General features: G+C 34.0%; 15 protein-coding genes and 1 pseudogene. 5 read left to right on the top strand and 11 right to left on the bottom strand.

Annotated elements, in window-relative coordinates:
* The first annotated feature begins 77 nt into the window (after positions 1-77).
* On the top strand, positions 78-1,286 hold the full coding sequence (gene hmpA / locus JFU18_RS08205; RefSeq protein ID WP_002126349.1) for an NO-inducible flavohemoprotein: 1,209 nt from the start codon (positions 78-80) through the stop codon (positions 1,284-1,286).
* Positions 1,287-1,315: 29 nt separating this feature from the next.
* Here the strand turns inward: hmpA and JFU18_RS08200 are convergent, their stop codons facing one another.
* A complete protein-coding gene (locus JFU18_RS08200; RefSeq protein WP_002086692.1) occupies positions 1,316-1,828 on the bottom strand; it encodes a Crp/Fnr family transcriptional regulator in 513 nt (170 codons plus the stop codon).
* Positions 1,829-1,998: 170 nt separating this feature from the next.
* Here JFU18_RS08200 and JFU18_RS08195 point away from each other — a divergent pair, with 170 nt between their 5' ends.
* The gene (locus tag JFU18_RS08195; RefSeq protein ID WP_000883004.1) at positions 1,999-2,226 is read left to right on the top strand and encodes a hypothetical protein; all 228 of its coding nucleotides are present in this window, start codon (positions 1,999-2,001) and stop codon (positions 2,224-2,226) included.
* A 293-nt stretch (positions 2,227-2,519) separates the two neighbouring features.
* On the opposite strand, the gene JFU18_RS08190 is transcribed toward JFU18_RS08195, so the two are convergent.
* From JFU18_RS08190 to JFU18_RS08180, 3 genes are all read right to left on the bottom strand, one after another.
* Positions 2,520-3,320: a sulfite exporter TauE/SafE family protein gene (locus tag JFU18_RS08190; protein WP_002086690.1), complete on the bottom strand. Its 801-nt coding sequence runs from the start codon at positions 3,318-3,320 to the stop codon at positions 2,520-2,522.
* A gap of 117 nt (positions 3,321-3,437) precedes the next feature.
* Positions 3,438-4,436, bottom strand: coding sequence for an inorganic phosphate transporter (locus JFU18_RS08185; protein WP_002030715.1), 999 nt, complete (start codon positions 4,434-4,436; stop codon positions 3,438-3,440).
* 11 nt (positions 4,437-4,447) lie between these two features.
* Positions 4,448-5,068 carry a DUF47 domain-containing protein gene (locus tag JFU18_RS08180; RefSeq protein WP_000231445.1) on the bottom strand — a complete coding sequence of 207 codons (621 nt, stop codon included), beginning with the start codon at positions 5,066-5,068 and terminating at the stop codon, positions 4,448-4,450.
* A gap of 311 nt (positions 5,069-5,379) precedes the next feature.
* On the opposite strand from JFU18_RS08180, the gene JFU18_RS08175 reads away from it, so the two are divergent.
* Complete coding sequence (locus JFU18_RS08175; protein WP_201034918.1) at positions 5,380-7,419, top strand: transglycosylase domain-containing protein; 2,040 nt, start codon at positions 5,380-5,382, stop codon at positions 7,417-7,419.
* A 178-nt stretch (positions 7,420-7,597) separates the two neighbouring features.
* Here JFU18_RS08175 and JFU18_RS08170 read toward each other — a convergent pair whose 3' ends face one another.
* The 3 genes and pseudogenes from JFU18_RS08170 to JFU18_RS08160 form a co-directional block, all read right to left on the bottom strand.
* Positions 7,598-8,026, bottom strand: coding sequence for a hypothetical protein (locus JFU18_RS08170; RefSeq protein ID WP_002168802.1), 429 nt, complete (start codon positions 8,024-8,026; stop codon positions 7,598-7,600).
* 219 nt (positions 8,027-8,245) lie between these two features.
* Positions 8,246-8,686, bottom strand: a pseudogene (locus tag JFU18_RS08165) (Gly-Xaa-Xaa repeat protein); the annotation flags it as partial.
* Entirely contained in the window at positions 8,686-9,951 is a 1,266-nt protein-coding gene (locus JFU18_RS08160) for an ATP-binding protein (protein ID WP_002126365.1), read from the bottom strand. The gene JFU18_RS08160 and the pseudogene JFU18_RS08165, both read right to left, overlap by 1 nt.
* A 160-nt stretch (positions 9,952-10,111) precedes the next feature.
* On the opposite strand from JFU18_RS08160, the gene JFU18_RS08155 reads away from it, so the two are divergent.
* Entirely contained in the window at positions 10,112-10,957 is an 846-nt protein-coding gene (locus tag JFU18_RS08155) for a DUF72 domain-containing protein (RefSeq protein WP_061688842.1), read from the top strand.
* A gap of 326 nt (positions 10,958-11,283) precedes the next feature.
* Here JFU18_RS08155 and JFU18_RS08150 read toward each other — a convergent pair whose 3' ends face one another.
* The 4 genes from JFU18_RS08150 to deoD all read right to left on the bottom strand — a co-directional run bounded on the left by JFU18_RS08150 (position 11,284) and on the right by deoD (position 14,962).
* Positions 11,284-11,478 (bottom strand): DUF3924 family protein, encoded by a 195-nt coding sequence (locus tag JFU18_RS08150; protein WP_002011737.1) that lies wholly within the window; start codon positions 11,476-11,478, stop codon positions 11,284-11,286.
* A 125-nt stretch (positions 11,479-11,603) separates the two neighbouring features.
* Complete coding sequence (locus tag JFU18_RS08145; RefSeq protein WP_000806230.1) at positions 11,604-12,134, bottom strand: tyrosine-type recombinase/integrase; 531 nt, start codon at positions 12,132-12,134, stop codon at positions 11,604-11,606.
* Positions 12,135-12,241: 107 nt separating this feature from the next.
* The gene (locus tag JFU18_RS08140; RefSeq protein WP_201034919.1) at positions 12,242-14,053 is read right to left on the bottom strand and encodes a sensor histidine kinase; all 1,812 of its coding nucleotides are present in this window, start codon (positions 14,051-14,053) and stop codon (positions 12,242-12,244) included.
* A 201-nt stretch (positions 14,054-14,254) separates the two neighbouring features.
* On the bottom strand, positions 14,255-14,962 hold the full coding sequence (gene deoD, locus JFU18_RS08135) for a purine-nucleoside phosphorylase (RefSeq protein ID WP_000110704.1): 708 nt from the start codon (positions 14,960-14,962) through the stop codon (positions 14,255-14,257).
* Positions 14,963-15,135: 173 nt separating this feature from the next.
* On the opposite strand from deoD, the gene JFU18_RS08130 reads away from it, so the two are divergent.
* Positions 15,136-15,930: a hypothetical protein gene (locus JFU18_RS08130; protein ID WP_002141012.1), complete on the top strand. Its 795-nt coding sequence runs from the start codon at positions 15,136-15,138 to the stop codon at positions 15,928-15,930.
* Positions 15,931-15,934 lie beyond the last annotated feature (4 nt).

The raw sequence follows: 15,934 nt of genomic DNA, 5'->3' as shown, positions 1-15,934 counted from the left end.
AGTGATTAAAATCACAATATGAATTATACAATTCAGTTAAACTAAAAACAGTTAAGGAAATAGAGGAGTGGGATACAATGTTAAGTGCAAAAACAATTGAAATCGTAAAGTCAACAGTACCGTTATTACAAGAAAAAGGCGTTGAGATTACAACGAGATTTTATCAAATTTTATTTTCGGAACATCCGGAGTTATTGAATATTTTCAACCATACGAACCAGAAAAAAGGAAGACAACAACAAGCATTAGCAAATGCTGTTTATGCAGCTGCAATGTACATTGATAATTTAGAAGCTATTATTCCAGTTGTAAAACAAATTGGTCATAAGCATAGAAGTTTAGGTATTAAAGCAGAGCATTATCCAATAGTAGGTACATGCTTACTACGAGCGATTAAAGAGGTCGCAGGCGCGCCTGATGAAGTTTTAAATGCATGGGGAGAAGCGTATGGCGTCATTGCTGATGCATTCATTAGCATTGAAGCGGGTATGTATGAAGAAGCTGCACATAAAGAAGGTGGGTGGAAAGATTTCCGCAACTTTGTGATTGTTAAAAAAGTGAAGGAAAGCGACGTTATTACATCATTTTATTTAAAACCTGAAGATGGCGGGAAAGTTTCTTCATTCATCCCAGGACAATATGTAACGATTCAAATAAATATTAAAGGTGAGACATATACACATAATCGTCAATATAGCTTGTCTGATGCTCCAGGAAAAGAATATTATCGTATTAGTGTAAAGAAAGAAAAAGGTGTAGATACACCAGATGGTAAAGTATCTAATTACTTACATGATCATGTAGGGGAAGGGGATGTCTTACCAGTAAGTGCACCAGCGGGAGATTTCGTATTAAATATGGAGTCAACATTACCTGTTGTACTAATTAGTGGTGGAGTAGGTATTACACCGATGATGAGTATGTTAAATACGTTAATTGAACAAGAATCAAAGCGTAATGTATGCTTTGTTCATGCGGCGATAAATAGTAATACACATGCGATGAAAGAGCATGTTGAGACAGTAGAAAAAGAGTATGAACAAGTTAAAGCATATACTTGCTATTCTTCACCGACAGAGCAAGATGTGGAAATGAAGAATTTTGATCAAGAAGGATTCATTGAACGTGAATGGTTACAAACTATTATTCCAACAACTGAAGCAGAATTTTATTTTTGCGGTCCAGTACCATTTATGAAGCATATAAATGCTGCATTAATTGATTTGGGTGTTAAACAAGAGAACATTCATTATGAATTTTTCGGTCCCGCAGCAAGCTTACAATAGATTAATGTTGCCAAGCAAAAAACGAGGTATTATTTTACCTCGTTTTTTGCTTGTTCTCTAAGTAAACGATTTACTGTTTCGCGGCGTACACCTATGAGCTGACCAATTTCAGTTTGTGTTAATATTTCATAAATAGGGATGTCACCTAAATAAAAGGTGAACCACTCTTGTAAACGATGAAGGCGCTCTTTAGGAGAGACAGTTGTCAATTGATCGATACGCTGTTGCATCATTCTTAACTTCGATTGTAATTGTATAGCGATATTTTCATATGATGCAGGATTTGCCTGAAGTTTGTCGTACCATTCATTGCTAATTATAGGCTCCACTTCTGTTTTCATTAAAGCGATAGCTGTACCGTGATATTCCTTCGGTGAAATTAAAGAATGGTGAGGTATCGTTTCACCAGGAACGATAATATTAAATAAAAAAGGTGTTCCGTCTTCTTCTAACCGAATAACTTTTAATAAACCTGTTTTTATAAAATATAATGGACCGTCCTCACCTTGACGGAATAATACATCTCCCTTATGTAGAATCAATGTTAGCCCCCCATTAAAACATTTCTATTTCTTATATTTTAGCGTATATGTATAAAGACAATATGTTTTTTAAACAGCAATTTCATTGACGAAATGTATGCTATTACAGTAGTATACTATTTAGTGTGTAATAGTACTAGCAATGAATACGCTGTAGGGGGTTTAGTATATTGTTAGATGCGATGAAGATGACGGATATGAGAATTCCGGCGAATGCTATCATTCATGTGGAAGAGATGAAAGGTGGAGTCGTTTTATCCGTTGAAATAGACGGCCAAATTATTTATACGATGGCTTATGATGAAGAAACAGATAGTTATGCTGAATTATATGATCGAAACGATAAGAGGGCGTGCCAAGTACATGAAGACTTTATGGGATGGTCACTTCTTCACTAAAAAGATGTCAATATGACATCTTTTTTTATTGAATCGATAGATTATACAAAGAAATGAAATATAAGGATAAAATTTGTAATAAATGATTTTGCATTGTTAGCGCTTTGTAACTGTAAGATAAGTGTTTTTTCGCTATCATAAAGATAACAGTCATAGCTATAGGAGTGATCAACTTGAAGAAATTACATATTTCAAATTTTATGCTATTAAGTGTTTGTTTAGTTTTATTTGTTCTCCTAGGAGCCTTTTTATATTCATGTGTATAAGAAAAAACGCATTCTAGAAAGAACGCGTTATAAAAATGAAGTAATGATTAATCTAGTTCCAAGAATAATTAATGTGATACGTAATAAATTAATTACTGCATTACCGCTTAATTTTGTGTTAATATAAGCCCCGATTTTTCCGCCAATCCATGCACCAGGAATAAGAATTAATGCATAAGCCCAGCTGACATTTCCTAGAGAGATGTGAGTTAAAGAACTTACAATTGCTGAGAGAAATACGATAAACATTGAAGTTGCTACAGCAATGTGTGCTGGGAACGCAAAAAGGAGCATCATCGCTGGCACAAGTAAGGCACCACCACCGATTCCAAATAATCCGGATATAAATCCAACTATAAAGGCAATAAAGATAGCGAGAAATGGTGGAAATTGATAGTCTACAGTATTTCCTTCGTTATCTGTAAAAGATCGCTTAATTACAGTCATATTTGATAGGGAAAGAGGTTTCAATTTGTCTCGTAGTATAAGAAGAATGGAGACGAATATAAGAAAAATCCCAAAGTATAAAGAAAATGTATCTTGGTTTAAAAATTTGTTTGCCCATGATCCGATAATACCACCAGGGCCACTCCCGATAAATAAAATAAGTCCACTTTTATAATCTACCCGTTTATGTTTCATATAAGTAAGGGTAGAAGCCAGCCCTGTAAAAACGACTGTTACCATAGAAGTTCCTACTGCGAGTTGTGGTGATAAACTGTGTAATCCAATTAATAACGGAACGATAATAATTCCGCCTCCAAGTCCGACTAGGCTCCCGACTGTCCCGGCGATTAATCCGATGAAAAGTAACATGATGTATTCCAAAATTGCCAACTCCTCTATATAACTTATCCATCAATCATTATACACGCTTTTTAATAAGAAATAGGCTTGTTCACAAAAAAGTCGTCTTCCTAGAAAAATAAGGAAGACGACTTTTGATTAAAAGATTAAGTGTAATAAGTAGTAAAATAATGCAGCTAAAGAAGCTGAAATAGGAAGTGTAATAACCCATGTAATTAACATGCGTTTTGCAGTTCCCCATTTTACACCTTTCACGCGATGTGAAGCACCAACTCCTAAAATAGAAGAAGAGATAACGTGCGTCGTACTAACCGGTAAGTGAATAAATGTTGCGCCGAAAATAACAAGTGATGATGATAAATCGGCAGCTACACCATTTACAGGACGAATTTTCATAATTTGTCCACCGACAGTTTTAATAATTTTCCAACCACCGACAGAAGTACCAAGACCCATTGCGATTGCACAAGATAATTGTACCCAGAAAGGGATATCGCCAGAAGTATGATAGTTATTGGCCATAAGAGCCATCGTAATGATTCCCATTGCTTTTTGTGCATCATTCGTACCGTGCGTATAAGCTTGTAATGCAGCGGTGAAAATCTGGAATATACGGAAGTTCTTGTTCGTTTTCGTTAAGTTAAAGTTTTTAAATACCACTTTAAAAATACTATATACGATGTAACCAATAACAAAAGCGATGATCGGTGAAATGATTAAAGCTTCAAGAATTTTTATAAACCCTTTATAGTTTAATGCGCTAATACCAGCAGCAGCAATTGCTGCACCAGCGATTGCGCCAATTATTGCATGCGAAGAACTACTTGGAATGCCATAGTACCAAGTGATCAAATTCCAGACTATTGCCGCAAGCAAAGCAGCTAAAATTACAAGAGAACCATTTTGCAAAGCAAACGGGTCAACAATATCTTTTGTAATCGTTTTTGCTACACCTGTAAATGTCATCGCACCTAAAAAGTTCATAATAGCTGCCATAACAATTGCATGTCTAGGCTTTAGAGCTTTCGTTGAAACAGCCGTTGCAATAGCGTTTGCTGTATCGTGAAATCCATTGATAAAGTCAAAAGCTAAAGCGCAAATGACTACTAAAACGGTCAGTATCAAGAGTGTATCCATGATCAAACTCCTTACGCGTTCTTCATAATGATTGTTTCTAATACGTTTGCAACGCTTTGACAGCTATCAGCTACTTCTTCAAGCTCTTCGTAAATCTCTTTAAATTGAATAATCTTAATCGGATCTTTCTCACGAGAGAATAAGTGCTTAATCGCATGACGGCGAATATCATCACATTGTGACTCGTAATCCTTAATCTTGATCGCATTTGTACGAATATCGACTAATTTCTTTTTAGAAAGTAGTTCAACAGAATTTGCAATCTCAATCGCACATTGATTAATTGCTTCAACGAATTTAATCATGTATTCATCAGCTTCTGTAATAGAATACATTTCGAATAGACCAGCACTGTGATCTAATCCGTCTAATACATCATCCATACTCATTGCAAGTTGTAGGATGTCTTCACGTTCAATAGGAGTAATAAACGCTTTGTTTAGCTCCATAATGATTTCGTGAATGAATGAGTCACCTTTTGACTCATACTCTTTCATGCGCATAGAAAACTCTTTTAAATCGCTAGCATTTTTAATTTTATACTCCACGAAAAACTGCGCGCCTTCTTTTAAATTTTCGGAAACGTTCATAAGCATTTCAGAAAATTTATCTTTTTTTGATTTAAAGACCATTATTGTTACCCCCACAAAAGTAATATATGTAAAATATATTGGCTAATCAATTCTAACAAAAAACTGTCGTTTTTTAAAACATTTTATCGAAAAGTTTACAAAAACTTAACAAAACTCTCATTGTTGTATTAATAATATTAATACTCAACAATGAATATCTTACTTGTAGAATGTCCTTTTCTTGCAAAAAGTATGAATGTGAAAGAAAAGCTTTACACTATAGGAACGACTACGTTATTATAATAAATTTAAAAGGAGGTATATTCTTCCTTTTAAAAAAAAGAGTGTAAACAAATGAAGGAAGTGAACCAATGAAATTGAAGAACACTCACTTTAAAAGAACGCTTGAGTGGTTCAATAAGAGGAAGAAACTACGCAATTCATTAATTGTATTGGGAAGTTTACTTGCTACTCTATTTATTGTTGTAAATATAATAATTTCCATTCAAGATATATCTGAATTAAAACAAGCTGTTCCACAACCGACTTTAATTTATGATGCAAATAATGAAGTTGCGACTAAATTAGCTTCTTCTAAAACAGAAGGGGTCAAAAGGAAAGATATTCCTGATATTATGGTTCAAGCAATTGTTGCAGTAGAAGATAAGGAATTTTTTAGTCATCATGGTATTTACTATAGTGGAATTATAAGTGCTGTATTTAAGAACATTACAGCCGGTGAAGTTGTGGCAGGTGGTAGTACAATTACACAACAACTTGCGAAAAATGTATTTTTAACGCAAGACCGTACATTCTCGCGTAAAATAAAGGAATATTTTCTAACGAAAAAAATAGAACGTACTTATACGAAAGATGAAATTGTTGAAATGTATATGAATCAAATTTATTTTGGTGAAGGTGCTTGGGGGATAAAAAGAGCAGCTAAATCTTATTTTGATAAAGAAGTAAAAGACTTAACGATTTCAGAAGCTGCAACGATTGCAGGATTAATTAAAGCGCCATCTGCGTATTCGCCGTATAAAAACTTTAATAAATCAATTGAAAGACGTAATGTCGTATTAGGTTTAATGAAGGAGCAAGGATATATTTCTGAAGAACAATATAATCAGGAGAAAGAATCAGGTCTTGTATTACGACGTGGTGTTGACGATAAATATAAGGGAAAATATTCTCAATACGTAGATTATATTGTTAGAGAAGCGATGGACAAGTATGAATTAACACAAAATGAAATTTTAGCAGGTGGCTATCGTATTTATACGGAACTTGACTCGAAAAAACAACAAGCGGTTGAAGATGTTGTGAATAATGATAGTTATTTTAAAGATAGTGGCTCAGATCAGCTTATGCAAACTGGAGTGGTCCTTATGAATCCAAAAACTGGCGGTGTTCCGGCTTTAGTTGGAGGCAGAGGTCCTTATCAATTTTTACAGTTTAATCATGCAACACAATTAAAAAGACAGCCAGGTTCAACGTTAAAGCCTCTTGCAGTGTATGTACCAGCGTTAGAACAAGGATATGAAGTATACGATGTCTTAAAAGATGAACCGTTTAATATTAAAGAATATGCACCACAAAATAGTGATCATACGTTCCATGGTAATGTGACGATGTATGAAGCGGTGGCAAAGTCATATAATGTTTCAGCAGTTTGGCTATTAGAGAAAATTGGATTAGATAAAGGATTGAAATCTTTAGAGCGGTTTGGTATTCCATTAGAGCCTGAAGACCATACGTATCCGATTGCTTTAGGAGGTATGCATGTAGGGACTTCACCATTTGTAATGGCTCAAGCGTATAGCGCACTTGCAAATGATGGTGTCCAAGTAGAAGCTCATGCCATTAGAGAAATCCAAAATGCTGAAGGGAAAACAATTGGAAAATGGTATAAGAAAGAAACTCGTGTGACGAACGAGAAAGTTGCCCAAAAGATGACATACTTATTAAAAGGTGTTATTGAAAGGGGAACAGGTGAAAAAGCGAAAGTTAATAATATCGATACCGCAGGCAAGACAGGGACTACCCAGCTTGTAAATGGACCAAGCACTGGTGCGAAGGATTCGTGGTTTGTTGGATACACACCGGATTTAGTAGGTGCGATTTGGGTAGGGTATGATAAAACGGATAGTGAGCATTATGTGCCAGGAGGCAGCCAAATTACAACGACAATGTTCCGGGATATTATGAAGAAAGCGAATGGAAATCCAACTCAAAAGGCATTTCAGTTATCACTAATACCTGAGGCGGATTATACAAAACAATTAAAAACGATTGAGGAAGAAAAACGAAGGAAAGAAGAAGAGAAAAAACGAAAAGAAGAGGAACAACAAAGAAAAGAACAGCAAAATGAATGGATAGATAAAGTGAAAGAGTGGATTCCATTTTGGTAAAAAAAGAGGCGAATAACGAGTTCGCCTCTTTTTTATGAGAAATGAGCGGTTTTATCTCGGTTCAAAATGTGGCAACAGAAAAGAAGTTAGGTGAGAATCGAGCTGCCTATAAAAATTTGATGGGTTTAACTTAATAATCCGTGGGGATGGGAAAAGCGCCACGGATTAAAGCTTCAGTTTATTTATTTAGCGTAACATTGGTCCTACCGAAGGATTGAGAATCATACGTGACGGTTATTATTCCTTTACTAATAGGTTCATATGGCAATTCCTCTTCGAAATTTCCAGTATTTTCATTATGGATAGAGAGTGTTATTTCATCAACGTCTTTATTTTTATATTGATCTTTAATCGTTTCAGCGATTTGAAGTAGGTTTTCATAACTAGAAGCTTCTGTAATAAGCATTCCTTTTATAACTTTTTTTTCATTTTGTGTGGAAGAGGAATACGGGATGTTGTTTTGTTTTGTATACAGAAGTTCGTATGGAATTGTTTTTCTTTCTGCTTTTGAAACATTTGAATAGTTTAGAGTTAAAAGAAACCCTATACATAAAATTATGCATACCATAAGAACAAACCAAAAACGTGTCAGTGATATAATTCGCATTGTCATCCCTCTTTCATGTCTTTGTCTTCACTATTCATCATACAAAAAGAGGATTAAGCTAGAGTAAATTTGAAGTAAAGAAACGTAAAGAAGGAGCACTTATCCTCCAAAATAAGTGCTCCTTTTTATTAAAAGAAAGATTTAACATACAATCAAAATAATACAAATTACTATAAATCAAACATTCTTGGTCGTTCAAAAATAAAATGAAAACTAAAATTAGTAAATTCGGAAGACTGATAGTGTAGCTGTTGTGTCACCAGTGTTAGGGATGGAAATAGTATTTACTGTAGGTTGTACAGAGATTGTTGTACCAACTGTTAAAGTAACAATTGTGGAGAAAGAAACCGCACTACCGATAACGTTAGTTGAAAAATTACGAGTAGGTGGTTGACCGTTGAATGAAATACCGAATTCAAATGGTGAAGAACCCGGGAAGGTTGTAGATGCTGAGAAACTAATATCGTATACTCCTGTTTCTAAAATAGTTAAAGTATCTGAAGTGTCATTAAAAATGAGATTATTTAGTTCGAAAACTTGATTAAATTGGATATTCGTTCCAGGTGATATAGTTTGTGGATTAGAATTTCCTATTGCTGCTATAGTTACAGGGAGTGGTGTGCCCGACGGTCCAGTAGCGCCAGTAGCACCAGCCGGACCTAATGATTAATTCGTTCATAGTTCGCTTTAGGTAAAATTGGAATAGAAATAGTGAAAGTTGTACCGTTTTGATTACTAGACATTTTTAATGTACCGTTATGATTTTGAATAATTTTCTTCGTTACTGACAAGCCCAGTCCAGTTCCTGAATCTTTTGTTGAGAAGAATGGATCAAAGATATATTCTTGAATAGCTGGAGGAACCCCAGTGCCGTTATCTGTGAAAGTAATCCGAACAAAGTTATCTAGGCGATAACTAGAAATTTGAATGGAAAGAGGTCTTTCGCCTCGAGCATCGATAGCATTTTGAAATAAATTTAAAAAAACTTGCACAAGTTCATGACGATCGATATTGACAAGTACACCATCTAATTCCGTAGAAAATTCATAGTCAATAGAAATGTTGTGTAAAAAAACTTCACTAGCAAGTAGTTGTTGAATATATTCGCGTAAAAACGTATTGATGGGAAAAGGTTCTCTAGTAAATTCACGTGTTTTTGAAATGGCTAAAAATTTTGTGATAATACTATTTGCACGATCTAGTTCAGGAATGAGTAGACTTTTAAACAATTCTTTATTGGATGGAGAAACGTTATCTTGTAGAAATTGCAAGTATCCACGTACCGTTGTAAGGGGATTTCGTACTTCATGAGCAATCCCAGCTGCGATTCGTCCTGCTAATGAAAATTTTTCTGCATCACGTTCTGTGTTTAAATAATGGAAGACACTAATAACTCTAAAAATCTCTCCGTTATAATCCCGAATAATTCGATTGTTTAAAATACCATAGTTTTTGTCTAACACTTCTTCATTATATATTTCTGTTCCTGTTCTTAATGTTTCAATCGCTTTAATTTGTTCTTCTGGCAAGTTTAGTAATTGTTGAATTGGCTTTCCAATTATATCATTTCGTACTACACCAAAATCATCTGCTGCAGCTTGATTACATAAAGTTATATTTCCTTTACTATCAACAAAGGTGACATGATGTGAAAAAGCATCAAAAATATGAACAAAGTATGTTTCAAGTTGTTCAAATAAAAATAATGAATCGCAAGTAAGTTGAAAATCAGCCTTTTTATTCTCTTTTTGTATGTTTTGAATGGAATGAGTCGTTCTCGTTTTCTTTATTTGTAAACCAATATGTGGATTTTTGTATGTGAAATGATGTGGTAATTGATTCACAAGCTCTTCATATAACCGCACTTTATTTTCTAGTTCTTCTATTCGTTTTTCATGAGATACAATATCATCGTTTGGAAGCATAAATAAATAACCCCTCAATTTAAAAATTCTTCCATTTAGTATATCATATTTTTATACGGATACTCTTAAAGAAGGGGCTACTTAATGAAATTGATTAGCTGAAATGTCCGGGAAGTGAGTAGAATGGATAGAAGGTGAAGTTAAAAAGGGAGGGATATATTTGCTTTTCATTGGAGTGACAGGGTGGGGAGATCATGATTCTTTATATATAAATCCCTATGAAAATAGAAATAAATTGCGAACTTATAGTGAACATTTTCCCATTGTGGAAGTAGATAGTTCATTTTATGCGATACAACCTACGCGGAATTATACAAAATGGGCGATGGAAACGCCGAAAGATTTTTCTTTTATAGTAAAAGCCTATCAAGGAATGACAGGACATATGAAAGGGGAAATCCCTTTTTCTACGTTCGATGAGATGTTTGATGTGTATAAACAATCCATTCTTCCTTTAATAGAAACAAATAAATTAAAAATGATTTTATTTCAATATCCACCATGGTTTGATTGTAAAGTGAAAAATGTAGATTTACTTCGATACACGAAAGAAAAAATGGAAGATTTACCATGTGCAATAGAATTTCGAAATCAAACATGGTTTTATCCAGAAATGAGAGATAAGACGTTACAGTTTTTAGAAAAAGAAAACTGGATTCATACAATTTGCGATGAGCCTCAGGCTGGAATAGGATCAGTACCGCTTGTATTAGATGCAACAAACTCGGACATGGCGTTAATACGTTTTCATGGCCGAAATGTTCATGGTTGGCTGGATAAAGGAGAAAATTGGAGAGCGGTTCGCTGTTTATATCGTTATAATAGTAAAGAATTGGCGGAATGGGTAGAACGATTAGAGCGATTGAAAAAGAAGACGAAGGATATATTTGTATTGTTTAATAATAATTCGGGTGGAGATGCAGCGGATAATGCGAAACAGCTTATGAAAATGATGAACATTACATATGGTGAGCCGAAGCCTGAGCAATTAAATTTGTTTGAATGATGATAAACAAGAAAGGCACTGTACAAACAGGGGGAATGTACAGTGCCTTTCTATATGAAAAAGAGGGGTAACAATGTTACTGAGCGTTTGGTTGATTCATCAATTGTTGGCTTCATAATAAATGATAATGGTTATCATTATCATTGTCAATGGTTTTTCGGAAAATAAGTAAAAAACTTTTTATCCCGCTATTTGCGGCAGTAAAACTCCTACCTCAAAATTCGGCTGGAGCAAAGAAGTTAGGTGGGAGCCCTGCTGCCCGTAAACCCCCACTGATTATTAGCCTTCACTTTATATTTTAAATAGTAATAAAAAAAGAACAGCAATTACTGCTGTTCTTTTCCATTGATGATTTGTTGTAAATCAAAAGGAGTTATCGCTTGGATAAATTCCTTTGAGATAAGTGTTTGAACGAGAGTGCTTTCAGAAATTGTAGCACCTGTTTTCTTTTCATAAGATTTCTTTAATAAATCAAGTTTTTCAGCCGTTTCTTTCGGTAATTCAATTGTTAATGTGTTCATAATTTCTCCCCCTTACTATTAGAGTACCACTACAGTATAGGAGAGACAAGACAAGAAAAGAGAATATGAAACATAAAAAAGGTTACCAAATTTACAAATGGTAACCTTTTTATGTATAAGAGTTATTAAGCAATACCGATATACTTTAAAGTTTTGGATGGAGTACTGTGATCAAAGAAGTGTTGTAAAAATGCAATATCAACACCTGATTTGTATGCACAATAGCCCCAAGTTTTTCGAAGTGTATGTGAGCTAATCCCTTCTAATCCAACTTCTTTTGCAGCTTTGTTTAAAATGTACCATGCATGTTGTCTCGTAATAGACTTTGTTCCTTTTTGAGACTTTAATAATGGTTCATTACGTTTCCAAGTTTTACGTTCTTTCATGTAGTCTTCGATTGCGTGCTGTAAGTCTTCATTTACAGCAAACCATTTATGTTTCTTTACTTTTTCATTGTAAAATAAAATGGAATGGCGAACATTTTCGTCTTCATCGATTACATCACTAACTTTTAATTGTAAGATTTCACTTACTTTTAAGCCAGAATTTACAGCTAATACGAATAATAAGCCATCACGTTTCGAAGATTGTAAAAGTATATTTTTGATAGTTTCTAATTGTTTTTCATTTTGAATAGGTTGTCCTGCTTGTTTCATTTCACGCACTCTCCTCTTTTATATGTGTAAAGGAAAGGATTAACTTGTTTCTTACTATAAAGGGAGAGTGTGAATTTCATGTGAACTCCTAGTGAAATTAAGACAAATTATTTGACTTCTTTTACTTTTTGTAAATTAAAATAAAATACAACGCTATTAGTGGTATTATACACGCCGTATTCAGCGTGATGGAGATCTAAAATGTTTTTCACAATGGATAACCCAAGGCCAGTACCTCCAGTATGACGGCTACGAGAAGCGTCTAAACGGTAGAAGCGATCCCAAATTTTTTCAAGGCTTTCTTCTGGAATAGGATTACCTGTGTTTTCAATTTTGATTTTCACTGTATCTTCCGTTTCTATAATAGAGACGTGTATTTTTTCACCATCTGGAGTATATCGAATTGCATTGCTAAGTAAGTTTACAACGACTTGCTCAATACGGCTACGATTTGCTTTAACAAATAGAGAAGAGTCAGCATGGATGTCCACTTGTAAATGTTTTTCCTCCATGCTAAATAATAATTTTGTATAGACTTGTTGAATTAATTCACCGATCGAGAATGTCGACATTTCTAGTTTGTACGTACCTGATTCTAGTTTTGCTAATTCTAACATTTCAACAATGAGCCTGTTCATATTATCTGTCTCTTCCAAAATAACATTTGTATAATATGTCGTATCTTTACTTACGCCATCTTGAATACCTTCAGCGAAGCTACGAATAACACTAAGTGGTGTTTTTAATTCATGAGATACACCAGAAATGAATTCTTTTCTCGTTTTTTCCAATTGACGTTCGCGTTCAATATCTTGTTGTAATTTTGTATTGGCAACATTTAATCGGTCGATTCGATCTTTTAAATTTACAGAGAGTGTATTAATACCACTTGATAACCCGCCAATTTCATCGTCTGCCGTAACAGGTAACTTCTCGCTAAAATCAAAGTTGGCCATTTTTTTTGTAACACGATTTATCTTAATTAATGGTTTAACAATGATTTTTGAGTAGTAGAAGGATAACAAAATAATAACGAGAAACACGATAATTAAGGCATAGACATAATAATCTTTTAAAACGAGCATCGCTTCATTAACAGGTTGTAAAGATGCTATCACAAAAGCGTAATCCTTAATTTTTCCGTTTTCCATAATAGGCTTTACAAAGACACTGTTTTTTATATTTTCCCCACTATCTAAAATATACGTGTTTAATTGATTTGAATTAGAAGTACCTTGTCTAATAGTACTTGCAAAATATTCAACAGCTTGTAATGTTTCAAAATCATTTGCAAGGCGAACCTCAGATTTGGAAGGGATATGTAATTTAGATATCACACCGGTAAAACTGATCTGAGACGTAGTTTTATATCGATTTGTGAGTCTATTTTTAGAGGGGTTACCACTAATTGATTGAAAATCCGAATTGCCATTTTCATTTCGCCATCGATTATAATTAGTCGTCAGTTCTAGTGGCGTTATTATATTATCTTGTAAAAATCCCTCTACGTGAATCATGCCCTCTTTTTTTAAGCCTAAATTTTCGAATTTATTATATTCTTCGGGTGTTAAAAGATTATTAAGTGGGATGGAATAGGTTTTATTGTTATTAGGGTTAATTACCTCAATGTAGTAATTGATTTCACTTTTAATAATGCCGTTAGAATCTAAAAATTGCATTTCAGCATTCGTTTTATCGTGAAATTCTTGTTTTAGCTTTCTGATTTCCTCAAAACTTTTGTCGCTTTTTTCATAATTATCTACGAATTTTTCAAAAGCCGTTTGAACGGTTTTTATTTTTTTATTAATATAAAACTTCTCTAAAAATAGAGATTGTCCAAGGAAAAAAAGGAGAAATATGATTGTAAATAAAGTTGATGTTAATAAAAATAGTTTAAAGACGATGCTTCTGTTCTTCACTGTTTCACCTCGTATGAAAAATACTGTAATACAAATGATTTCTTAATTATAACAAAGGTTACAAAAAAGTAGAGGAGATAAATCTGTCTCTCTCTAAAGTAGTTTTTTATAGAAAGTCACATAAAGAGAAGGTGCAGTGACTATAGAAGTATTTTAGCATAAAAAAGAACTCGCCAGACGTATGACGAGTTCTTTAGTGTACTATTGCTGAATTGCTGCATCTAAAGCGATTTCAATCATTTCGTTAAATGTAGTTTGACGCTCTTCAGATGTAGTTTCTTCACCAGTGAAGATATGGTCGCTTACTGTTAATACAGATAATGCATTTACACCATATTTAGCTGCTAATGTGTAAAGAGCAGTCGTCTCCATCTCTACTGCTAATACACCGTAATCTGCAAGTTTTTTAACCATGTCCATGCTCTCACGATAAAACACATCTGCTGTTAATACGTTACCAACACGAACGTGTAATCCTTTTTCTGTTCCAGCATCGTAGGCTTTCTTTAAAAGATCAAAGTTTGCAGCAGGAGCAAAATCAAAACCCGGGAATGTTAAGCGATTCATATTAGAATCTGTACAAGCCGTCATCGCAATAATAACGTCACGTACCTTAACATCTTTTTGAATTGCACCACATGTCCCAACACGAATTAAATTTTTCACTCCGTAGCTTTGAATTAATTCGTTTACATAAATAGAAATAGAAGGAACACCCATGCCTGTACCTTGAACAGATACACGCTTTCCTTTGTAAGTTCCAGTGAAACCTAACATGCCACGCACGTTATTATAACAAGTAACATCCTCTAAAAATGTTTCAGCAATATATTTTGCACGTAATGGATCACCAGGTAATAGAATAGATTCAGCAATTTCACCTTGTTTTGCTTCAATATGTACACTCATGAAAAATCCTCCTTATAATGTATTGATAGAAATCAATATCATTTGCATTATACACTACGACTCCTTTCAATTAAAATCTTTTTTATTTGTAATATGTGCAAAAGAGGAGGATTTCATAAATCATAATCTAGAATATATATTTAAGAGGTTTTGCATGGATAAAGAAAATAAAAATGGTAGGTGATATTTTGAAAAATCTTGTCATTGGGCTTATTGCACTAGTACTTATTGTGGCAGGAGGATTTTACATAAAAAAATATCAAGAAACTGTAGAAACGACCGGAGATGTTCAAGAAGTGAAATGGGATGTGAAGAATAAAGAAGGAAATGAAAAAGTCGATATTTCGTTTCAATTGCTAAATAAAATGAATAATGAAGTTCGTGGTGTGAACGATCAAATTCGAGCAGTGATAGTGGATGGGAATTTGAAAAACATACAACAAACGAAGCCTATATTTGCTGGAAATGGATCGTATAAGCTATCTTCAGATGTAGCAAAAGGTGAAGAGCACACGATATTTTTGTATGAAGATGAAAACAAGTCCGTGGAATCATTTTCTAAGCAAGATTTTGGTGAAGAAAAAAAGGAGAAAAACAAGGACAAGAATAAAAAGAAACTACCTGTCGATACTGTACTTACAAAAAATATAGGAGAGCATCAAGTGTCTCTTTTATTCGGTGCATTACATCCGAATGAGGCAACGACATTAACATTTCAGTTTCAAGCGAAAAAGGGAGAAAAACTGAAATTAAATTCAGGGAGAGGTGAAGTCAACGCGCTGTATATCGTTGATGAAACGAGGGGACATTTTTTATATGCCATTCCTGTTGATACGGATGAGCAATTACAATATCGTATTACATTTCCAGAAGAAGGAACATATAAAATATGGGGGGATTTCTATATAAATGGTAAGAAGTATGAAAAGGAGTTTAGTATACAAGTGCAAAAACGAAAAAACAGCTAAGTAC

Source organism: Bacillus sp. TH22, from assembly GCF_016651015.1.
GTDB lineage: Bacteria > Bacillota > Bacilli > Bacillales > Bacillaceae_G > Bacillus_A > Bacillus_A mycoides.
This window is presented reverse-complemented; position numbering and strand designations above follow the sequence as displayed.